The sequence below is a fragment of the Halomonas flagellata genome, from assembly GCF_022487945.1.
In the GTDB taxonomy this organism is placed as follows: domain Bacteria; phylum Pseudomonadota; class Gammaproteobacteria; order Pseudomonadales; family Halomonadaceae; genus Halomonas; species Halomonas flagellata.
Genome location: NZ_JAKVPY010000005.1, coordinates 25378 through 46913, shown reverse-complemented (window position 1 = coordinate 46913; position 21536 = coordinate 25378). Strand labels below are relative to the sequence as shown.

Genomic DNA, 21536 nt, shown 5'->3' with positions numbered 1-21536 from the left:
GCTGGGTCAAGGCAAGCTCCGGGCTGACGCGGTTGAATACGCAGACACTTCGCCTCGCTGATCGAGTACCTCTTCACCTCGCTCCGTTCCACCCCCCCACTCGGGAGACCGCTCATGAACCGCCCTGCCATGTCCCTGCTGCTCTCAGGCGCCCTGCTGCTGGGCTCTACCGCGGCCCAGGCCGCCCTGCCCGACGAGGCCACCCTCTACAAGAACCCGCAGTGCGGCTGTTGCGACGACTACGCCCGTCACCTGGAGGAGATGGGCGTCTCGGTCACCATTGTCGACGACGTCGAGGTGGGCAGCATCAAGCTGCAGGCCGGGCTGCCCTACGGGCTCGGCGCCTGCCACACCACCCTGATGGGCGGCTACGCCATCGAGGGCCACGTGCCCCTGGCCGCCGTCGAGAAGCTGTTCGAGGAGCGCCCCCCTATAGGCGGCATCGGCCTGGCCGGCATGCCCATCGGCACCCCGGGCATGCCCGGCCCCAAGCAGGGCGACTGGGACATCTACCAGTTCACCGACCAGGAACCCTCGCCCTTCATGACGCTGTGACCTCGCCGGGTCACAACGCGAAGCGCCGCTGCCAGGAGCGGCACTTCGTTGTGGGGGTGTCCGGCGATCTCCAGCCTCATGAACCGCCCCGGGTCCGAGTGTCGGAGACCTCCCCCGGGGTCGACGGAGGGGCATGGCGGGCATCCCCTCGGGTCGCAGGCGATGGTGTCTCCGGGGGATGGTCCATCTCGGGCCAGGGGGGATGACGGGTATGGGCACTGCACGCCACCCGACGATGCAGTGCCGCACGGGCCATCACATGGGCGCTCACCGGTGCCGTGACGAAGAGGAAGACCGTGATCAACACCTCCTGCACGCTGATGCCCTTGCCGGCGGCACTGAAATACAGCAGTGAGCCCAGCATCGTGCAGCCCACCCCCAGGGTGCTCGCCTTGGTCGGACCGTGCAGGCGCATGTAGAAATCCGGCATGCGGGCCAGCCCCACCGAGCCCAGGGTGGCCACAACGGCACCGATCAACAACAGCGCCGCGATCAACGCGTCAAGCCAGAGCGGGATGTTCATGGGCCCCTCCTAGCGGTCATTCGATGACGTCACCACGCACCAGGTACTTGGTCATGGCCACGGTTCCCACGAAGCCCATGAGGGCGATGAGCATGGCCGCCTCGAAGATGATGGTGGTGTCCATGTAGATGCCCGCCAGCACGATCACGGCGATGGCATTGATGTTGAGCGTATCCAGTCCCAGGATGCGATCGGTCAGGTCTGGCCCGCGCAGCAGTCGATAGAGATTCAGCAACAGGCTGACGCTGAACAGCAGCAGGGCCAACGGCAGGACGGCGGCGATCATTCCAGAATCTCCTTCAAGGGTTGCTCGTAACGGGTGTGGATATGGCGGATCAGGGCCTCTTCGTCCACCACGTGCAAGGCATGGATCAGCAGGGTTTTCTGGTCCGGACTGAGTCCGGCCGAGACCGTGCCCGGGGTCAGGGAAATGGTGCTGGCCAGCATGGCGAGGGCGAACTCATCCGTCAGGATGACGGGGTAGCGGATGAAAGCGGGCCGGAGTCGCCTCGGAGGCAGCAGAATCAGCCAGGCCACCGTGACGTTCGACTTGAGGATGTCCCACAGCAGGTGGGCGAAGTACGGCACCAGCCGCCACGCCTGGTGCAGGAGGGGGCGCTCCGGCCAGAACGGCTGGGTCAGGAAGGGGATCAACCAGCCCAGGAAGGCACCGGTCAGCAGCTGGGCCAGGCTCAGGGTGTTCATCAGCAAGAGCCACAGCACCAGCAGAAACAGGGAAAACTGTGGCCGGGGCCACCAGTAACGCAATTGCCGAAGGACTCCCATCTCAGCGTTCCCCCCCTGTCTGTCGAGCCGCCGCCTCGACCGCCTCCACGTAGGCACCGGGCGACAGGACGGCGTCGGCGGTATCCAGCATGAGCGACATGACGGGAGTGGCGGCCACGGACAGCATCACACTGCCCAGCAACATCGTGATCACGACGCCAAGCCTTGCCGGGTCCACCCGCAATCGCAGTGGGGGCTCACCGGACTGCCGCCAGAAGAACTTGCTGCCGGCCCGGCTCAGGGCGATCAGGATCATGAAGGCGGCAATCAGTAGCAACGCCCATAACCAGGCCTGACGGTCCGTACCGCCGGCCACCTGCAGGATCCAGACCTTGCTGACAAAGCCGCTGAAAGGCGGCAAGCCGGCAAGCGCGATGGCGCCGACGAAATACACGATCCCCAGGGTACGCTTATGCGCCATGGCCGCCGCAATCACCATATGGTCGGCGGCTGCCCCGCGTTGCCGGGCGATCAGGTCGGCCAGCAGGAAGAAGGCCGCCGTCATCAGGGTGGAATGAATCAGGTAGAAGAGCCCGGCGGCGAGGGCGTCCCGACTGCCCAGCGCCAGGGTTGCCAGCAGGGTCCCGACGGAGACGATGACCATGTAGGCGGTCAGGTTGCGCAGGTTGATCGCCCCGAGTACCCCGATGCCACCGAGCGCCAGGGTGGCAAGTGCCAGGGGCCATAGCCACTGCCAGGCGATGGTGCCGACCAGGCCCGTTTCCAGGCCGAAGATCAGGCTGAAGACACGCAGCATGGCGTAGACGCCGACCTTGGTCATGATGGCGAACAGCGCCGCGACGGGAGCGCTGGCGGCGGTGTAGGCCCGAGGCAGCCAGAACAGCAGGGGCAAGAGGGCCGCCTTGATGCCGAACACCACCAGCAACAGCAGCGAGGCCGCGGTCAGCAACGGCAGGTCTTCGGCGGGGGCATTGGCCACGCGTACCGCCAGGTCCGCCATGTTCAGGGTACCGGTCACTCCATAGAGGATGCCGACCCCGATGATGAACATCGCCGACCCGACCAGGTTCAGGATCACGTAATGCAGGCTGGCCCGGCAGCGCGCGATGCCGCCGCCATGCAACAGCAGGGCGTAGGACGCGATCAGCAGGATCTCGAAGCAGACGAACAGGTTGAACAGGTCGCCGGTGAGGAAGGCACCGTTGATGCCCGCCAGCTGGAACTGCAGCAGCGCGTGGAAGTGGGCACCTCGGGTGTCGTCCCCGCGACCCGCGTACAGGACGCAGAACGCCGCCAGCACGGCGGTGATCAGCAACATCAGGACACTGAGGCGGTCCGCCACCAGGAGAATCCCGAACGGCGGCGACCAGTTCCCCAGCGTATACAGCACATGATTCCCCGCCATGACCTGCTCGAACAGCAGCCACGCGATCAGCACGAGCAGCGCCGTGCTGAGCAGGCTGATCAGGCGCTGAAGCGCCAGCGGGACGGCGAAGGCAATCACCAGGAAGGCACCGGCCAACAGCGGGATCAGCACCGGCAGGATGAGCAGGTGGTTCATGGGCGCCAGTCCTCGTCCGGATCCACCCCATCCACATGATCACTGCGCAGTTCCACCGCGGCACGCAGGGCCAGCACGACCACGAAGGCGGTCATGGCAAAGCCGATCACGATGGCGGTCAGCACCAGGGCCTGGGGGAGCGGGTCGGCCTGATGGCTGCTTGCGCCGATGACGGGGGGCGCCTCCAGGGCCAGGCGGCCCATGCCGAAGAGAAACAGGTTCACGGCATGGGACAGCAGGGTCAGGCCCAACACCACCGGAAAGGTGCGGGCGCGCAGGAGCAGGTAGACACCGCAGAACGTCAGCACCCCCAGGGCGGCGGCAAACAATACTTCCATCAGCCGATCTCCTTCCCCGGCCCTTGCAGGGTCATGAGCTTGCCCATGTTGGCCAGGATCAGCAGGGTCGCCCCCACCACCGTGATGAAGACGCCAAGGTCGAACAGCAGCGCGGTGGCAAGCTCGAAGTCGCCCAGCACCGGCAGTCGATAGTGCCCGAACCAACTGGTCAGGAAAGGCGCGCCGGCTGCCAGGCTGCCCAGGCCGGTGAGTGCGGCCAGCAGGATGCCGCCACCGACCAGGGGACGGAAGGGAGTCAGCATGCACGAATGGGCCCAGGCCAGGCTGCCCGCCATGTATTGCAGCGACAGGGCAACGGCCGTGATCAGTCCCGCGATGAACCCGCCTCCGGGCATGTTGTGCCCCCGCAGGAAGATGTAGGCCGACACCATGATCGTGACCGGCAGGATGGGGCGGGCGATCATCCTGAGAATCATGGGATGGGGCTCGGACGCCCAGTACTGCCCCTGCTCCTGTGGCACCCGTTCCTTGAGTTGCAGGTTGCGGGTGAGCGCGAAGACGGCCACGGCGGCAATCCCCAGTACCGTGATTTCGCCGAGGGTATCGAAGCCGCGGAAGTCCACCAGGATCACATTGACCACATTGGTGCCGCCGCCCTCCGGGACGCTACGGGCCAGGAAGAACCCGGAGATGCTCTGCGTCGGGCGGGTCATGACCGCGTAGGCCAGGGTGGCCATGCCCAGGCCACTCACGCCGGCGAGCGCGAGATCGCGCACGCGCCGCGGGACGGAGGACTCCGGCGGCGTCGTCTGCGGCAGGAAGGACAGGGCCAGCATCATGATGATCACCGCCATCACCTCCACGGACAGCTGCGTCAGGGCCAGGTCCGGCGCAGAGAAACGGGCAAAGGTGAGGGTGACGAAGAGTCCGGCGGACCCGGTGAGCAACAGGGCGAGGAAACGGTTGCGGTGGCCGATGGCCACCCCCAGGGCGGAGACCATCAGCAGCACGGTACCGAATATGGTCATGGGATCGAGGGGAGTCAGTGCCTCGGGACCGCGCCACTCCGTCATGCTGGCGAGGGCCGAGCCCATCGTGATCAGGGCGCTGAGCAGCACGAGCGCGATATAGCGCTGCACCGAGCCGTTCTCCAGCCGGTGCACCAGCCGTTCGGCGAAGGTCCCCGCCTGCAGCATCAACCACTCGAAATTTTCCTTGGCATCGACCTCGGGCAGCCGGTCATAGATGGCGAAAAGCTGCCGTCTTGCCAGGTACATGGCGAGGCCGCCCGTCAGCGCCAGGGCACTCATCAGGAACGGCAGGTTGAAGTGGTGCAGCAGGCCGAGATTGTACTGGGGCAAGTCATCACCCAGCGCCGCCTCGGCGGCAATCTTCAGCAGCGTATGCACCACGTATTGCGGCACGATGCCGACCAGGATGCAGGCGGCGGACAGCAGCGTCACGGGTATCAGGATGCCCACTCCTGGCGCTTTCGGGGGCCAGATGGGCAGGTCCCGCGGTGCCCCGTTGAAGAAGACGTTATGGAAGATGCGCGCCGAATAGGCGACGGTCGCTAGCCCCCCCAAGGCCGCCAGGGAGGGGGTGAGCCAGGCCAGCACGCCGGAGAACGGCGAGACCAGGGTCTCGGCAAGGAACATCTTCTTGCTCAAAAAGCCGTTCAGCAGCGGCAGCCCGGCCATGGAGGCGGCGGCCACGCCGGTGAGCACGCCGAGATAGGGCATGAAGTGCCACATGCCGTTGATGCGACGCATGTCCCGTGTGCCGGTCGACTGCTCGACGATGCCCGCCATCATGAACAGCGGTGCCTTGAACAGGGCGTGGTTCAGCAGGTGGAACAGGCCCACGATCAACCCCATCCTGGTGCCCATGCCCAGCAGCAGGGTGATCAACCCCAGATGGCTGACCGTGGAGTAGGCCAGCAGCCCCTTGGTGTCGTGCTTGAACATCGCCACGAAGGCGCCGGTGAGCAGGGTCGCCATGCCCACGGTGGAGACGCTGTACAGCCAGAGAGGCGTTTCCGCCAGCACCGGATGCAGCCGGGCCAGGAGAAAGATCCCCGCCTTGACCATGGTCGCCGAATGCAGATAGACAGACACCGGCGTGGGCGCGGTCATGGCATGCGGCAGCCACAGGTGAAAGGGAAACTGGGCAGACTTGGTCATGGCCCCCAGCAACACCAGGGACAGGATCAACGGATACTGGCGGTGATCGCGCAGGGTATCGCCGGCCGCCAGCACATCGCTCAGCTGAAAACTGCCCACCACCTGGCCGATCAGGATGACACCGGCCATCAGCGCCAGCCCCCCGCCGCTGGTGATCACCAGGGTCAGGCGGGCACCACGGCGCGCCGGGCGCTGATCCGAATGAAAGCCGATCAGCAGGAACGAAACCAGGCTCGTCATTTCCCAGAACACCAGCATGAACAGCAGGTTGCCCGAGGTGACGATGCCCAGCATGGACGCCATGAACACCAGCGTCAGGACATAGAAATGGGCTCCCCCGTGCTTGCCGGCAAAGTAATAGCGCGCATACAGCATCACCAGCAGGCCCATGCCGACGATCAGCAGGGCGAACAGCATGGCCAGCCCATCCATGCGGAAGGCGATCGTGAGGCCGATGGCCTCGATCCAGCGCCACTCGGCAGCGATGACCTCGCCGGCCAGGATCGCGGGCAACTGGGACAGCACCAGGGCCAGCACCGTCACGGGGGCCAGCGCCGCGACGAGGGCCGAGAACCGCAGGTCCCGGGCGCGGGCCGTCGCACTGGTCAGCAGGGCACCGAGCAGGGGCAGCGTGACGATCAGCAGCAGCGTCATGAAACCGCGGGCTCCCGGAGGCGAGTCGTTGACCGGGCACGTGCTGGCTTATCGCCGGATGGTTCCCTCCACCGCATCATCCGCAGGCCCCGTCGATGCATGCCATCACTGTCAGCTCATCGGGAATGACCACCTTGTCATGACAAGCCATGTGAACTCCTGAGTCCGGAAGTAAGGAGATATCGCGGCTCTGTCAGTATGGTTCACGAGCTCCGGGGTTTCCTGATGCAGGTCAGGATCGGCGAAACGCTTGTGTCAACGCTCGGGATGCCGGCAACGACCGCGCCGGGTAGCCCTGATGCCGTGACATCGCCGGGCCGGAAGCGCGCAGCGTCGCCCATGATGTAGCGCAGCCGCCAGTCATCGCCGGCGGCGGAGACCAGGATCATCACCTTGTCGCGGAACAGGGCCACGCCTCGCCCGGGGGCGGCTTATGGACTAGCTTCAAGTCGAGCGAGGGGTTTCCCGGCCAGGCGCGCCGGGCTTCAGGGAGGAGCGCAGGATGCGACGGCAAGGTGCGATCCGGGGGGAACTGCTTTTCACCATGCTGCTGTTCGTGGCCGGCTGCGGTGAACCACCCCCGCCCCTCGACACGAGCGGCCCGACGGGCGACTGGCCGCACTACGGTCAAGGCCTCGAGGGCCTGCGCTACTCGCCCCTCGACCAGATCCGCCCCGACAACGTCGCCTACCTCGAGGAGGTGTGGCGCTACGAGAGCGGCGACTTCGCCCTCGGCGACGAGACCCAGACCCGCACCTCGCTGCAGGTCACGCCCATCGTGGTGGGCGAGCGGCTGATCTTCTGCACCCCCTACAACCGCGTCATCGCACTGGACCCGGAAACCGGCGAGGAGCTCTGGCAGTTCGACCCCGAGCTGCAGCTGCGCCGGCTGCACGGCGCCTACCCGATGATCTGCCGCGGTGTGGCCCACTGGCAGGACGCCGAGGCCGATGGCGGGAACGAGAGCGAATGCCGGGAGCGGATCTTCACCGGCACCCAGGACGCCGAGCTGATCGCCCTGGACGCCGCCACCGGCCGCCCCTGCGCCGACTTCGGCGAGGCCGGCCGCCTGGCGCTGCGCGACGACCTCGGCGACGACGTGCCGCCCTGGGAGTACTACGTCACCTCGGCCCCGCTGGTGGTCGACGATCTGGTCATCGTCGGCGCCCTGGTGGCCGATAACGTGCGCGCCGACGCCCCACCGGGGGTGGTGCGCGCCTTCGACGCCCGCACCGGCGAGCTGGCCTGGGCCTGGGACCCGGTGCCCCCCGATCACCCCGCCACCCCGGCGGAAGGCCCCTACCGCCGCTCCACCGCCAATGTCTGGGCGCCGATGGCCGCCGACGCCGAGCGCGGCCTGCTTTTCGTGCCCACCGGCAATGCCCCACCGGACTACTTCGGCGGCCAGCGGAACGGGCTCGATCACTACTCATCCTCGGTGGTCGCCCTGCACACCCGCGGCGAGCGCGCCGGCGAGGTCGCCTGGCACTTCCAGACCGTCCACCACGACCTCTGGGACTACGACATAGGCGCCCAGCCGTCGCTGATCGAGCTGAACACCGACGACGGCCCGGTGGCCGCGGTGGTCGTCTCGACCAAGGCCGGCCATGTGTTCGTGCTCGACCGCGAGAGCGGCGAACCGCTGCACCCCATCGAGGAGCGCCCGGTGCCCCAGGACCCGGCGCCGGGCGAGTGGCTCTCGCCCACCCAGCCCTTCCCGGTTACCCCGCCGACGCTCTTTCCGCCGCAACTGACCCCGGACGACGCCTGGGGCCTGACCTTCTGGGACCGCGGCCGCTGCCGTCGCGAGATCGAGTCGCGCCGCGCCGAAGGCCTCTACACCCCGCCCAGCCTCGAGGGCACGGTGGTCTACCCCGCCGCCACGGGCGGCATCAACTGGGGCAGTGGCGCCGTCGACCCGAGCCGCAACCTGCTGGTGGTCAACCAGTCGCGGGTGCCCACCGGGGTGCGGCTGATTCCCCGCGAGGAGTACGCGGCGCTGCCCGAGGAGGAGACCCGCACCGACGCCGGCGGGCTCGCCGGCGCCAACCGCCTCTACAGCGAGATGCGCGACACCCCCTATGGGGTCAGCGTGGAGCTGCTGAGCTCGCCGCTGGGCATGCCGTGCAGCGCCCCGCCCTGGGGTACGCTGACCGCCGTCGACCTGGACGACGGCGAGATCCGCTGGGAGGTGCCCCTGGGCTCCACCCGCGGCCTGGCTCCCTGGCCCTTCTGGCTCGAGTGGGGCGTGCCCAATGTCGGCGGCCCCATCGTCACCGCCGGCGGCCTGGCCTTCATCGCTGCCACCCCGGATCGCTATATCCGCGCCTTCGACCTGGCCAGCGGCGAGACCCTGTGGCGCGCCGACCTCCCCTACGCCGCCCACGCCACGCCCCTCACCTACCGGCTCGGCCCCGAGCGACGCCAGTTCCTGGTGGTCGCGGCGGGCGGACACCTGTTCTCCGACCCCGGCGACGCCATCGTCGCCTTCGCCCTGCCGGAGCCGGAATGAGCGGGCTGGCCGAGACCTGGGTCGAGCGCCCCGGCTACCGGCTGCGCGTGCGCCACGGCGGCGACCCCCAGCGCCCCCTGGTGCTCTTCCTGCACGGCTACCCGGACAGCCAGCGCATGTGGCAGGAGACCATGACGGCCCTGGCAGATCGCTACCGGGTGGCCAGCCTGGACTGGCCCGGCATCCCGGCCGGGGAGCCGCGCCAGCCGGCGCGGCGCTACCGTATCGCCGCCCTGCTCGAGGACATCGAGGCGGTGATCGGGGTGCTGGGCGCGAGCCGGCTGCACCTGGTGGGTCACGACTGGGGCGCCACGATCGGATGGTCCTATGTCACCCACCCCAACTACGGCCAGCGGGTGCTCAGTTGGAGCTTCATCTCCGGGCCGCACCTGGCGATCTGGCGCCAGTGGGGGCTGGAGGGCCTGAAGAGCCTGAGCCCGCGCCGCCTCTGGCCGGTGGTCGCGCAACTGCTGCGCGCCAGCTACACCCTGCCGCTGCTGGCCTGGCCGCTGGGCGAAGCGCTGTGGCGCCTCGGCGGCGTGCCCGCCTGGCGCCTGGTGCTGCGCATTGCCGGCGTCCCCAAGGGCGATCCCCTGCTCGAGGAGAGCCGAGAGCAGGTACTCGCCATGGCACTGGGCCCCATGGCGCTGTACCGCCAGAACGTGCTCCACCCACCGCCGCTGCCCCCCAGGGCCAGCGTGACCTGCCCGGTGCAGCTGATCGTCGCCGAGCGCGACCCCTTCGTCTCGGAGGCCGGCTACGCCAACCTCGGCGACTACGCCACCGACCTGCGCATCGCCCGCCTCCCCGGCTCCCACTGGGTGACCCGCAGCCATCCGGAGGAGACCCTGGCCGTGCTGCGGGGCTTCCTCGCCGAGGTCACGGGGGCTGGTGGGTCGGCGTGATGTTCTGATTGAAGCGGAAGACATTTTCCGGATCGTACACGTTCTTCAGCGCGACCAACCGCGCGTAGTTGGCCCCATAGGCCGTCCTGACCCTCGCCTCGCCCTCGTCGCCCAGGTAGTTGACGTACGCGCCCTCCTCCAGGAAGGGGGCCACGGCGCGGAAGCAGCGGCGTCCCCACGCGATATTCGCCTCCGATTCCGCGGGATCCTCCCACATCCGCAACACCAGGACGCTGTGTTGCGCCTGCCGGTGGGCGAAGGCGGTGTCCTGGGCGCCCACGCGACCGATGGCGCCCCCCAGATGCTCGATGGCGATCGCGGCAAAGGGTGCGGGCGTGTCGGCGACGAAGAAGTCGAGGAGCGCCTCGATGGCGTCGTCGCCGAACGCCCTCATGAAGCCAGCCTTCCAGTAGTGCCGCCGGCCGGGCTGGAACACCTCGGTGAGCAGGTTCTGCACCGTGGCGTAGGGGACCGGCGCAACGGTATCGAGCACCGGAGCGCCGAACGCGCGCATGGGCTGCAACACGGCCTCGCCCTCCTCGAGGGACCCGCAATAGCACATCTTGATGTCCAGTACGGGGCCTTCGGGCCCGGACAGCAAGGTGGCATCCGCCCTCACTTCATCGGGGGCCGTACTGGACCAGTCACGATAGAAGCGCAGGACATCCCTGGCACGGTCGAGGGGATAGACGAGTTCACCGCCCAGCACCGGCCCCACCGGATGCAGCCGATACGCGAAGGACGTCACCACGCCGAAGTTGCCACCCCCGCCACGCAGGCCCCAGAACAGGTCCGGATGCTCGTCGGCACTAGCCGTCACCAGCCGTCCCTCCGCGGTGACCACATCGGCCGACACCAGGTTGTCGCAGGCCAGGCCATGCTTGCGGTTGAGGTAGCCGATCCCGCCTCCCAGGGTGAGCCCGGCGATGCCGGTCGAGGGCACGATGCCGCCGGTGGTGGCCAGGCCGAAGGCCTGGGTTTCATGATCGAAGTCCCCCCAGGTGGCACCGCCCTCGGCGCGCGCCACGCGTTGCCGAGGATCGACCCACACGCTCGCCATCGGCGACAGGTCGATCACCAGACCCTCGTCGCAGACGGCACTGCCCACCACGCTGTGGCCACCGCCACGCACGGCGATCGGCAGCGCCGCCTCCCGCGCGAAGTCGACGGACGCGATCACGTCGGCCACCCCGGCACACCGCACGATCATGGCAGGACGTCGGTCGATCAGGCCGTTGAACACCCGGCGAGCCTCGTCATAGTCCTCCTGTTCCGGCAGGACGAGCCGTCCCCGCAAGCGGTTCCGGAATTGCTGGATGGTGCTGTCATTGATGGTCATGATCGCCCCCTCCCCTCGTTGAGGTCATCTCCACAGTTCAAGACTACGACAGGAAGGCCGGGCAACGCCTCGGCGAAGCTACCCGATCGGCCTCAGGCGGCCACTGGGTAGTTTCCGCCAGGTGCAGGGGGAATCAGGGAAGCGCTGATTTATGTCGCGAGCGAAGAGAGGCTGGCCGCCACCGGAGCACAGCGACCGGAGTTGACTGATTGCTCAATGAGGTCCGGGCCCAGAGGTCATTGCTCTCGGCATCCTTGCCCGCCAGGTAGGCGGCAACGGCGAGACGCTCGAGATCGTCCAGCGCCAGCGTGGTCCCCCGGGCAGCGCCCCCTCCCTGTCGAAAGCGCGACGTGCCGTTCGACTAGCAGGAGACAGCACAGACAACTATCACTATTGCATCCACCCGATGGAGGCCAACCATGTCACGCATGATCTTCGTGAACCTGCCCGTCGCCGACCTCGACGCGTCGGTGGCGTTCTACACGTCCCTCGGTTTCGAGAACAACCCACATTTCACCGACGATACGGCGGCCTGCATGGTATGGAGCGAGGCGATCAACGTCATGCTGCTCACCCATGCCAAATGGCGCACCTTCACCAGCCGGCCGCTTCCGCCGACCACCTCCAGCGAAGTGATGCTGGCCTTGTCGTGCGACAGTCGCGCCGCGGTCGACGCCATGAACGAGGCGGCCGCCGCCAAGGGCGGCACCGCCGATATCAATCCCCCTCAGGATCTCGGCTTCATGTACAACCGCAACCTGGCGGATCCCGACGGTCACGTCTGGGAGGCGATGTGGATGGACCCGGCGGCCATCCCCTCGAACGATTCAACGGGCTGAGAGGAATCAAGGCGGCGGGTGGCGACGCAACCGGCTCAGGCAGCGCCCGGCTCCTCGATCACCCGGCGGATCGTCGCCATCATCACCTGCGTCGCCTTGCCCAATCCACCGGAGCGGGCCACGCTTTGCCAATGTCGCCATTGCCATTGGACAAGGAGCGCCCCCATGGACACCCTCGAACTCCAGAAAGTCTGGGCACCCCGCGTGCTCAGCGTGCTGCGTATCGTGTCGGGCTTCATCTTCCTCTTGCACGGCACCCAGAAGCATCTCGGCTTCCCGCCAACGGACCGTGTGGTCGAGACCTTCTCGCTGTCGGGGATCTCCGGCTTCATCGAGATCATCTGCGGGGTACTGATCATGGTCGGCTTCCAGAGCCGGGCCGCGGCCTTCCTGGCCTCCGGCACCATGGCCTTCGCCTACTGGATCGCCCACGCCCCGCAGGATCTCTTCCCGGTCAATAACGGCGGCGACGCGGCCATCCTCTACTGCTTCGTGTTCTTCTACCTCGTCTTCGCGGGCCCCGGCCCCTGGAGCATCGACGCCATGCGGGGCAAGGGCTCCGCGTAAGCGGCCTGAGCGTCGGATCGTCTCCCCGCCAGGTTGCTAGACTGAAGGCGAAACCGCGACGGGAGCGCGTCATGACTCGGCTCAACGTGACCCGCAAGCTGATCGAGTCCCACCTGCTGTCAGGCAGGATGGTGCCGGGCGAGGAGATCGGGCTTGCCATCGACCAGACCCTGACCCAGGACGCCACCGGTACCCTGGTGATGCTGGAGTTCGAGGCCATGCAGGTCGGCCGCGTGCGCACCGAGCTCTCGGCCCAGTATGTCGACCACAACCTCCTGCAGGAGGACTTCAAGAACCCCGACGACCACCTGTTCCTGCAGAGCGCCTGCCGCAAGTTCGGCGTCTGGTTCAGCCCGGCCGGCAACGGCGTCAGCCACCCGGTCCACCAGGAGCGCTTCGGCATGCCCGGCAAGACCCTGGTCGGCTCGGACAGCCACACCCCGGCCGCCGGGGCACTGGGCATGTTCGCCATCGGTGCCGGCGGCCTGGAGGTGGCCCTGGCCATGGTCGGCAAACCGCTCTACCTCAACATGCCCAAGGTGGTAGGGGTGGAGGTGACCGGCGAGTTGCCCGACTGGGTCAGCGCCAAGGACGTGGTGCTGGAGATGCTGCGCCGCTTCGACGTCAAGGGCGGCGTCGGCAAGGTCTTCGAGTACTACGGCCCCGGCCTCGCTGCCCTGAGCGCCATGGACCGTCACGTGATCGCCAACATGGGCACCGAGATGGGGGCGACAACCTCGGTGTTTCCCTCCGACGGCGAGGTGAAGCGGTTCCTGGAGCGCCAGGAGCGCGGCGACGCTTGGCAGGAACTGCTCGCCGATGACGGCGCCGACTACGATGAGCATGTCGTGCTGGACCTGTCCACCCTCGAGCCACTGATCGCCCTGCCCAGCAGCCCTGGCAACGTCAAGCCGGTGCGTGAAGTGGCCGGCGAGGAGATCTACCAGGCCTACGTGGGCTCCTCGGCCAATCCGGGCTTTCGCGACTTCGCCGTGCCGGCGATGATGGTCGAGGGCCGCCGGATAGCGCCGGGCGTCTCCTTCGACGTCAACCCCACGTCGCGCCAGATCCTCGAGAACCTTTCCAGTCACGGCTACCTGTCGCGGCTGATCCGCGCCGGTGCCCGCCTCCACCAGGCCGGCTGCAACGGCTGCATCGGCATGGGCCAGGCGCCGGCCACGGGCCGCAACAGCCTGCGCACCGTACCGCGCAACTTCCCGGGCCGCTCCGGCACCCCCGAGGACCGGGTCTTCCTGTGCAGCCCGGAAACCGCCACCGCCTCCGCCCTGACCGGCAGGATCACCGATCCGCGCGATCTGGACATGGCGTACCCACGGTTCGAAGAACCCGAGCCGCTGGCGATCAACCGCGAGATGCTCGTCGCCCCTGCCGAGGACAGCGGCCTGGTGGCGCTGATCAAGGGGCCCAACATCAAGTCGCTGCCGGAATTCGAGCCCATTCCCACCCGCTTCGCCGGCCCGGTGCTGCTGAAGCTGGGTGACGACGTCTCCACCGACGAGATCCTGCCCGCCGGGGCCGAGGTGCTGCCCCTGCGCAGCAATATCCCGGCCATCGCCGAGTACGTGTTCCGGGCCGTCGACCCCGACTTCAGCCAGCGCGCCAAGGCGCTGGACGGCGACGGCTTCTTCCTCGTCGCCGGCCGGAACTACGGCCAGGGTTCGAGCCGCGAACACGCCGCCATCGCCCCCCGCTACCTGGGGCTGCGCGCGGTCTGCGCCCTCTCCTACGGCCGTATCCACTGGCAGAACCTGGCCAACTTCGGTGTCGTGCCGCTGACCTTCGCCAACCCCGACGACCTGGAGCGCATCGACCAGGGGGACGAACTGGTCCTGGACGACCCGCTCGGCGCCCTCGACAGCGGCGGCGAGGTCATGCTGCACAACCGGACCAGGGAGGAGTCCTACACCCTGCACCACGGCCTGTCCCAGCGCCAGATCGCCATGATCCGCAGCGGCAGCCTGATCAATCTGGTGCGCGAGGAGACCTAGGGAAGCGCTGATCCATGTTGCGAGCGATGAGAGGCCGGCTCCTCGCCGCCGGACTCGCTCCACCACATCGCTACCGAACCCACCGGGGCACCTACACTGTTCCTTAGGGAAGGAACCGATTCCCGGAGGCCCCAATGCAACCGCTAGCGAATGCCATCGCCATGATCGGCAACACGCCGATGGTGCGGGTCGCCAATATGGACACCGGCCCCTGCGAACTCTACCTGAAGCTGGAGAACATGAACCCGACCGGCTCGGTCAAGGACCGCATCGGGCTGTCGATGATCGAGGCCGCCGAGGCCTCGGGCGAGCTAAAACCGGGCGGCACCATCGTCGAGGGTACCGCCGGCAATACCGGCCTGGCCCTGGCGCTGGTGGCGCAGCAGAAGGGCTACCGCGTGATTCTGGTGATTCCCGACAAGATGAGCCGCGAGAAGATCTTCCATCTCAAGGCCATGGGGGCCGAAGTGGTAATGACGCGCTCGGACGTGGCCAAGGGCCACCCCGAGTACTACCAGGACAAGGCGGCGGCCATCGCCCGGGAGATCCCGAGCGCGATATTCATCAACCAGTTCGGCAACCCCGCCAATCCCCTGGCCCATGAGCACGGCACCGGCCCGGAGATCCTGCGCCAGATGGACGGGCGCCTCGACGCCGTGGTGTGCGGCGTGGGCTCCAGCGGCACCATGACCGGCCTGTCACGCTGCTTCGCCAAGGCCGCCCCCGAGGTGGAACTGGTGCTGGCCGACCCCGAGGGCTCCGTGCTGGCCGAGTACGTGCGTAGCGGGCAGCTCGGCACCAAGGGCGGCAGCTGGCTGGTCGAAGGCATCGGCGAGGATTTCCTTCCGTCCATCGCCGACCTGTCGCGGGTCAGCCAGGCCATCACCATCTCCGACAAGGAGAGCCTGCTGTGCGGCCGCGAACTGCTGCATCGCGAAGGGATTCTGGGCGGCACCTCCACCGGCACCTGCGTGGCGGCGGCGCTGCGCTACTGTCGCGCCCAGACCCAGCCCAAGCGGGTGGTGACCTTCGTCTGCGATACCGGCAACAAGTACCTGTCCAAGATGTACAACGATCACTGGCTGGAGGATCAGGGCTTCATCGAGCGGCGCCAGTACGGCGACCTGCGCGACCTGATCCGGCATCCCTATGCCGAGCACGACACCGTGGTGGTAACGCCCGACGAGCCGCTGACCACGGCCTACGCGCGCATGAAGCTCTACGATGTCTCCCAACTGCCGGTCATGGAGGGCGACCGGGTGGTCGGCATCATCGACGAGTCGGACATATTGATGGCGGTGTATGGCCACGAGGACCATTTCAAGTCGCCGGTGCGCGAGGCGATGATCACGCAGCTGCAGGAGCTCGGCCCCGGGGCCAGCCTGGACGACCTGGTGGCGGTGTTCCAGGAGGATCACGTCGCCATCGTCACCGAGGGCGACCAATTCGATGGCCTGATCACGCGGATCGACCTGCTCAACTATCTGCGGCGCCGGATCGACTGAAGGGAACGGGAGAGATGCGATGAGTGACGATTACCAGGACGGACGCCATCGGCTGGCGACCCGGGCCATCCATGCCGGGCAGGCGCCGGACCCCAGCACCGGGGCCATCATGACGCCGATCTACGCCACCTCCACCTACGTGCAGGCCAGCCCCGGTCGACATCAGGGCTTCGAATACTCGCGCAGCGGCAACCCCACCCGCCTGGCGTTCGAGCGCTGCATGGCGGACCTGGAAGGCGGCACGGCGGGCTTCGCCTTTGCCTCGGGCATGGCGGCCACGGCCAGCGTGCTGGAACTGCTCGACCACGGCAGCCATGTGATCGCCTTGGACGACCTCTACGGCGGCTCCTACCGCCTGTTCGAGAACGTCCGCCGGCGCTCCGCCGGGCTCGATTTCGGCTTCGTCGACCTCAGCCGCGAGGCCGACCTGAAAGCTAGCCTGGAGACCGCCCTGCGCGACAACAGCCGCATGCTCTGGGTGGAGTCGCCCAGCAACCCGCTGCTCAAGCTCGTCGACCTACAACGCATCGCCGACTTCGCCCGCGCTCACGGCCTGATCAGCGTCATGGACAACACCTTCGCCACGCCGGTACTGCAGCGGCCGCTGGAGCTCGGCTTCGACATCGTGGTGCACTCCACCACCAAGTACCTGGGGGGCCATTCCGATATCGTCGGCGGGGTCGCCGTGGTCGCCGATGAGGCGCTGGCCGAGCGGTTGGCCTTCATCCACAACGCCGTCGGCAGCATTGCCGGGCCGTTCGACAGCTACCTCGCCCTGCGCGGACTGAAGACCCTGGTGCTGCGCATGCGCCAGCACTGCGAGAATGCCCGGGCGCTGGCCGCCTGGCTGGACGCCCACCCGGCCGTGGAGCGAGTCATCTACCCCGGCCTGGCCAGCCATCCCCAGCACGCCCTGGCCGGCCGCCAGATGAGCGACTTCGGCGGTATGGTCACCATCGTGGTTCGCGGCGGCGAAGCGGCGGCCCGGCGCGTGCTGGAACGCTGCCAACTGTTCGCCCTGGCCGAGAGCCTGGGCGGGGTGGAGAGCCTGATCGAGCACCCCGGCATCATGACCCACGCCTCCGTGCCCGCCGAGACCCGCGAACGGCTCGGCATCGAGGATGGGCTGATCCGGCTCTCGGTGGGCATCGAGGCGCTCGATGACCTGATCGCCGACCTGGATCAGGCCCTGCAGGGCGGCGGCGAAGCCGGCCCACCATCTTGAGCCCGTCGCATGTCGAGTTGCCCTTTTTCAATTGAGCTGGTCGCCATGTCTCAGGCAACATGGAGACAGGGAGAGCAAGCATAGACGGATGAGCAACGGCATACCGCTGGAGGAGCCACATGCAACCGCTGAGCTATTACTACTACAACGTGCTGGAAGGCCTCGAAAAGCCGTGCGACGTGCCGGCGGACCACCTGCAGGAGGGCTTCGACATCCTGTATCGCCATGGTGGCCGCATCGAAATGGACCTGATGCGCAAGGCCGAGGATGGCGACGCACAGGGCGAGCCGTATCACTGGTACGAAGCCCTCGATGCCGAGCAGCGGGCGAAATTGCACAAGGCCCTCGGTGACGGCAACCCCGCGAAGATCCTCAAGATCATGCAGCGCAACGGGTATGCCGGCATTCTGTATCACCATGCGTGGGAGCACTTCCGCGAGCCGGGAGCCGCCTAAGCCTCCCTCTCCACCACTTAAAAGGGCCCGCGATCTCTCGCGGGCCCTTTGGGTTGTGGGGTTGCTGCTCGCCCAGCTCCGGCGTGAACGCCTCGCCGACGTCCTCGCTCAGCCGGGCGCAATGTTGCGATTGACGCGGAAGCGATTGTCCGGATCCCAGCGGCGCTTGATCTCGGCGAGCCGCCGGAGGGCCGGGCCGAGGGCCGCTTCGACGCGCTCCGGGCCTTCGTCCTCGGTCAGGAAGTTGATGTAGGTGCCGCCGGTGGAGAAGGCCTTCAGGTCGTGCCAGGCCTCGCGGGCCCAGGCGATGTTCGCCGCGTCGTCCTCCGGCTGCTCCCAGGCGCCGCCCACGTTGAAGACGTAGCGCGCATCGCGGTTGCCCACGGCCGAGTGGTCGTTGTCGAGCTCGTTCAGGGCGCCGCCGAGATGGGACAGGATCACCGACGAGTACGGCGAGCGGATGCGCCCGGCATGCTCGATGACCTTGTCGCACAGCGCGGGCTCGATGCCCGGCAGATACTCGCTCTTCCAGTAGTAGCGCCGCCCCTTGGGCTGGGTGGCATCGAGCAGCTTCTGCAGCTGCACATAGGGCCGACGCACCAACACGTCGCCGATGGGCTTGCCGAACGCCTTGATCGGCGCGACCACCGCCTCGCCCTCCTCCGGCTTGCCGCTGTAGCAGGCGAGCAGCGCCACGATCGGCTCGCCATGGTACTCCTTGGGCAACCACGGGGCCGGCGGTGCCGGCCGCAACAAGGCGAACAGGGTCAGCTCGGGCGGGGCCTGACCGCCATCTGGATGGGCCTGATGACCGTGGCGGAGGCGCTCGCCGGCGGCAAGCTCCTGCTGACCGGGGCTCGCCAGTTGCAGGCCAGCATGCAGCGCTGGCTGGGACTGAGTGTCTTTGCCGGCGAGCCCAAGCGGGTCAGCGCCTGAGCAGCGCTGTTATCAGCGCGAACCCGACAGTGGAGTCATTGGCGGAGAAGGGGGGGACGTCCCCGATTACTCCAGGAATGGAATGACCGGGCTATTCCTCTGCGGCCGACAGCATCTCGCCTTCCAGTACGAAGACACGATTGGTCTGTGACGGAAATTCGACATGAAATGTCCCCGCGCCATTGAGCCCCTCGAACTGGCCGGTACCGCCAACGACCTCCCACAAGCCATTGTTGAGCAACGATGGCTTGCCCTCAGGGCCAGGAACGAATACGGCACGCAGTAGCCACTTGATGTAGGCGATGTCACCTTCTCCCGCGGTGAATACCAGATAGCCGTTGGCGTCGCCTCCCACGCCGGGCAAGATGTCATGCATGCCATATTCCGTCACGGTAGTGCCATCGAGTGGTCCACTGCCGATCGCTTCGCCCTCACGATTGAGTAGTTGGACAAATCTCTTGCTTCCATCGGCAAAGTCGAGACGTACCTCCTCCTTGGGCATCACCGTGGCTTCGATCTTGACCGGTTCCGCACTCGCCAAGGAAAGCGTGGCCCCGATCCCCGCCACCAGCACGATGGCCTTCGTCAAATCCCGTGTCACGCGAGGTTGTCGCATGGTCTTGTCCCCTTGTCTTGCCCCTTATGGAAAACGCACCGGCGAAAGACTCGCCTAAAACAAGATTAGGCGACGTTGGGACAAACACCCTGACATTTAAGCAGGCAATTCATTCATACATGGATACCTTCAGACACAACCTGATATTCCTCATGAAATATCACTGAGAAATCACAGCCCCCGTGACCAGGATATGGCACTAACGCTAACCTCGTAATGAGATTACGCAGGTCATGCGGCTTGGGCTAGCCTCACCATGACATCGGTTTTTTTCTGGTCCACCGCACTTCCCCAGGACACGCGGCGCTGAGCGGCTCCTACGCCGTGGCGTCGAACACCTGCCTGACCAACTCGGCGAGCGTCGGGTGCACGTGGATGCTGTCGCGCACCCCTTGCGCCTTGGCCCCCGGGGTGTTCATGGCGACCACCACCTCGTGAATCAGGTCGGCTGCCTGGGGGCCGATCATATGGAAGCCCAGGATCCGGTCGCTGCCCTTCTCGACCAGGAGTTTCGCAAAGCCCGGGGGTGAACCGACGATCTTGCCCTTGGCGAAATCGGCGTAGTCCTTCCGGGCCACGGTGTAATCGAGGCCCTGGTCGCGACAGGCACGCTCGGTCAGCCCGACCGAGCCGATCTGCGGGTTGCTGAACACGGCGTGGGGGTTGGCGGTGTAGTCGACGGCAAGGGAGGCACCGTGGGCGTTGCGGTAGGCAAGCTCACCTTCGTAGCTCGAGGTGTGCTTGAACATCCCCTGCCCGATGACGTCGCCATAGGCATAGATGTCGGGGTGCGTGGTCCGCAGCCCGTCGTCGACCACCACGAAGCCGCGGCCGTCGAGCTCGACCCCCGTCCGCTCCAGCGCCAGGCGATCGGTGTTGGGACGCCGACCGGTGGCCAGCAGGAGCCGATCGCCGAGCACGGTCCGTTCGCCGTCGTCGGTGGCGACGACCAGGCCGCACTGCCCGTCGCGCACCAGCGCCTGGCGTGCCTCGGCTTGCAGCACCAGCTCCACCCGCTTGGCGAGTTCCTGCGTGAACAGCGCCCGCACGTCGTCGTCTTCGGCCAGCAGGCACTCGGAATGGTCGATCACCGTGACGCGGGTGCCCAGGGCGGAGAAAAAATGGGCAAACTCGCAGCCGATGTAGCCGCCGCCGAGGATGATCAGGTGCTCGGGCTGCTCGGTGAGGTCGAAGATGACGGACTCGTTGGTGAGAAACCCGCTCTCCGCCAGCCCGGGGATCGGCGGGATCGCGGGTCGCGCGCCCGCGGCGATGAAGATCCGCTCGCCGGTCAGCCGGCGCCCGTCCTCCATCTCGATCAGCTTGTCGTCCACGAAATGCGCCTGGCCATAGTAGGGGGTGAAGGCGCTCTCCACCCAGCGGCGCACGGCAGCGGCGTCGTTCTCGCGCCGCCGGCGGACCGTGTCGAGAACGGCCTGGAAGTCGACGCGAACCGACGACTGATCCAGGTGGATACCGAAGTCCCCGGCGTGCCGGATCGTCTGCATCACCTCGGCGGCCTGAATCAGGCCCTTCGTCGGGATGCAGCCACGGTTCACGCAGGTGCCGCCGAGCTGGTCGGGACGGTCATCGACCAGCGCGACCGACTTGCCGTCCTGCTGAGCGTAATAGGCGGCCGTGAGGCCGGAGCCGCCGCCGATGCAGATCACGTCGTAGCGCTCAATCGCCGCCATGGTTCCTCCCCGCTTTACTGCGCGGCGCGAGTACGAGGGCCGGGGCGTCGAACGCCAAACGAGATCCGCCCCACTGCGCCGCGCTCGATATCCTCCGGCCGGCCCCGTCGAGGTCGGCGATCAGGTTCTTCTTCTGCGAGTGTAGCCCACTCTCTGCCCGCCACAGGGAGTTCGAACCAGGCTTTGTCCAAAAAGTCGGCGAGCGATGGCCAGGGCTAGGCCCGTTCCCTACGGGCCCACGCATTTCCCACATCCGTGTGGGTCACAAGGCAAAAATCAGCGACAAATCGTCAGGATAGACGATTTGGGCAGCTCCGCTGCTCGAAGAGCGAGTGACAGGGATGTCGCGAGTCCAAAGCGGAGTTTACGTGGGTGTAAATGAGCATTTTAAGCTGATTTTTAACGCCGTATG

General features: G+C 67.0%; 21 protein-coding genes. 10 read left to right on the top strand and 11 right to left on the bottom strand.

What is annotated here, in order from left to right; all coding sequences use genetic code 11:
- The first annotated feature begins 114 nt into the window (after positions 1 to 114).
- A complete protein-coding gene (locus MKP05_RS05265) occupies positions 115 to 555 on the top strand; it encodes a DUF411 domain-containing protein (protein ID WP_240567348.1) in 441 nt (146 codons plus the stop codon).
- A gap of 76 nt (positions 556 to 631) precedes the next feature.
- On the opposite strand, the gene MKP05_RS05260 is transcribed toward MKP05_RS05265, so the two are convergent.
- From MKP05_RS05260 to MKP05_RS05230, 7 genes are all read right to left on the bottom strand, one after another.
- Positions 632 to 1078 (bottom strand): Na+/H+ antiporter subunit G, encoded by a 447-nt coding sequence (locus tag MKP05_RS05260; RefSeq protein ID WP_240567347.1) that lies wholly within the window; start codon positions 1076 to 1078, stop codon positions 632 to 634.
- A 16-nt stretch (positions 1079 to 1094) separates the two neighbouring features.
- Entirely contained in the window at positions 1095 to 1364 is a 270-nt protein-coding gene (locus MKP05_RS05255; protein ID WP_240567346.1) for a K+/H+ antiporter subunit F, read from the bottom strand.
- A complete protein-coding gene (locus tag MKP05_RS05250) occupies positions 1361 to 1864 on the bottom strand; it encodes a Na+/H+ antiporter subunit E (RefSeq protein ID WP_110283530.1) in 504 nt (167 codons plus the stop codon). The genes MKP05_RS05255 and MKP05_RS05250 overlap by 4 nt, the downstream gene beginning before the upstream one ends.
- Before the next feature lies 1 nt (position 1865).
- Positions 1866 to 3386, bottom strand: coding sequence for a monovalent cation/H+ antiporter subunit D (locus tag MKP05_RS05245; RefSeq protein WP_240567345.1), 1521 nt, complete (start codon positions 3384 to 3386; stop codon positions 1866 to 1868).
- Positions 3383 to 3724 carry a Na+/H+ antiporter subunit C gene (locus MKP05_RS05240; protein WP_110283528.1) on the bottom strand — a complete coding sequence of 114 codons (342 nt, stop codon included), beginning with the start codon at positions 3722 to 3724 and terminating at the stop codon, positions 3383 to 3385. The genes MKP05_RS05245 and MKP05_RS05240 overlap by 4 nt, the downstream gene beginning before the upstream one ends.
- A complete protein-coding gene (locus MKP05_RS05235) occupies positions 3724 to 6522 on the bottom strand; it encodes a monovalent cation/H+ antiporter subunit A (protein ID WP_240567344.1) in 2799 nt (932 codons plus the stop codon). Before MKP05_RS05235 ends, MKP05_RS05240 begins: the two co-directional genes overlap by 1 nt.
- 203 nt (positions 6523 to 6725) lie before the next feature.
- Positions 6726 to 6935, bottom strand: a complete 210-nt coding sequence (locus MKP05_RS05230; RefSeq protein ID WP_110283526.1) for a hypothetical protein — start codon at positions 6933 to 6935, stop codon at positions 6726 to 6728.
- An 89-nt stretch (positions 6936 to 7024) separates the two neighbouring features.
- Here MKP05_RS05230 and MKP05_RS05225 point away from each other — a divergent pair, with 89 nt between their 5' ends.
- On the top strand, positions 7025 to 9034 hold the full coding sequence (locus tag MKP05_RS05225) for a pyrroloquinoline quinone-dependent dehydrogenase (protein ID WP_240567343.1): 2010 nt from the start codon (positions 7025 to 7027) through the stop codon (positions 9032 to 9034).
- On the top strand, positions 9031 to 9939 hold the full coding sequence (locus tag MKP05_RS05220) for an alpha/beta fold hydrolase (RefSeq protein WP_240567342.1): 909 nt from the start codon (positions 9031 to 9033) through the stop codon (positions 9937 to 9939). The genes MKP05_RS05225 and MKP05_RS05220 overlap by 4 nt, the downstream gene beginning before the upstream one ends.
- Here the strand turns inward: MKP05_RS05220 and MKP05_RS05215 are convergent.
- The gene (locus MKP05_RS05215; RefSeq protein ID WP_240567341.1) at positions 9914 to 11278 is read right to left on the bottom strand and encodes an FAD-binding oxidoreductase; all 1365 of its coding nucleotides are present in this window, start codon (positions 11276 to 11278) and stop codon (positions 9914 to 9916) included. The genes MKP05_RS05220 and MKP05_RS05215 overlap by 26 nt on opposite strands.
- Before the next feature lie 419 nt (positions 11279 to 11697).
- Between MKP05_RS05215 and MKP05_RS05210 the strand changes: the two genes are divergently transcribed.
- The 6 genes from MKP05_RS05210 (at position 11698) to MKP05_RS05185 (ending at position 17878) form a co-directional block, all read left to right on the top strand.
- Positions 11698 to 12117 carry a VOC family protein gene (locus MKP05_RS05210; RefSeq protein ID WP_110283522.1) on the top strand — a complete coding sequence of 140 codons (420 nt, stop codon included), beginning with the start codon at positions 11698 to 11700 and terminating at the stop codon, positions 12115 to 12117.
- Positions 12118 to 12282: 165 nt separating this feature from the next.
- Positions 12283 to 12684 carry a DoxX family protein gene (locus MKP05_RS05205; protein WP_110283521.1) on the top strand — a complete coding sequence of 134 codons (402 nt, stop codon included), beginning with the start codon at positions 12283 to 12285 and terminating at the stop codon, positions 12682 to 12684.
- A gap of 71 nt (positions 12685 to 12755) precedes the next feature.
- On the top strand, positions 12756 to 14693 hold the full coding sequence (locus MKP05_RS05200; protein WP_240567340.1) for an aconitate hydratase: 1938 nt from the start codon (positions 12756 to 12758) through the stop codon (positions 14691 to 14693).
- Between the two features lie 134 nt (positions 14694 to 14827).
- Positions 14828 to 16198, top strand: a complete 1371-nt coding sequence (locus MKP05_RS05195; protein ID WP_240567339.1) for a pyridoxal-phosphate dependent enzyme — start codon at positions 14828 to 14830, stop codon at positions 16196 to 16198.
- Between the two features lie 19 nt (positions 16199 to 16217).
- Entirely contained in the window at positions 16218 to 17423 is a 1206-nt protein-coding gene (locus MKP05_RS05190; RefSeq protein WP_240567338.1) for a trans-sulfuration enzyme family protein, read from the top strand.
- Positions 17424 to 17542: 119 nt separating this feature from the next.
- Positions 17543 to 17878, top strand: a complete 336-nt coding sequence (locus MKP05_RS05185; RefSeq protein WP_110283517.1) for a hypothetical protein — start codon at positions 17543 to 17545, stop codon at positions 17876 to 17878.
- Positions 17879 to 17986: 108 nt separating this feature from the next.
- On the opposite strand, the gene MKP05_RS05180 is transcribed toward MKP05_RS05185, so the two are convergent.
- Positions 17987 to 18574, bottom strand: coding sequence for a BBE domain-containing protein (locus tag MKP05_RS05180; protein WP_240567337.1), 588 nt, complete (start codon positions 18572 to 18574; stop codon positions 17987 to 17989).
- A 111-nt stretch (positions 18575 to 18685) separates the two neighbouring features.
- Here MKP05_RS05180 and MKP05_RS21740 point away from each other — a divergent pair, with 111 nt between their 5' ends.
- Positions 18686 to 18814, top strand: a complete 129-nt coding sequence (locus MKP05_RS21740) for a hypothetical protein (RefSeq protein ID WP_276316525.1) — start codon at positions 18686 to 18688, stop codon at positions 18812 to 18814.
- 91 nt (positions 18815 to 18905) lie between these two features.
- On the opposite strand, the gene MKP05_RS05175 is transcribed toward MKP05_RS21740, so the two are convergent.
- Both MKP05_RS05175 and MKP05_RS05170 read right to left on the bottom strand, forming a co-directional pair.
- Entirely contained in the window at positions 18906 to 19430 is a 525-nt protein-coding gene (locus MKP05_RS05175) for a hypothetical protein (protein ID WP_240567336.1), read from the bottom strand.
- 317 nt (positions 19431 to 19747) lie between these two features.
- Complete coding sequence (locus MKP05_RS05170) at positions 19748 to 21124, bottom strand: dihydrolipoyl dehydrogenase family protein (RefSeq protein ID WP_240567335.1); 1377 nt, start codon at positions 21122 to 21124, stop codon at positions 19748 to 19750.
- Between the last annotated feature and the right edge of the window lie 412 nt (positions 21125 to 21536).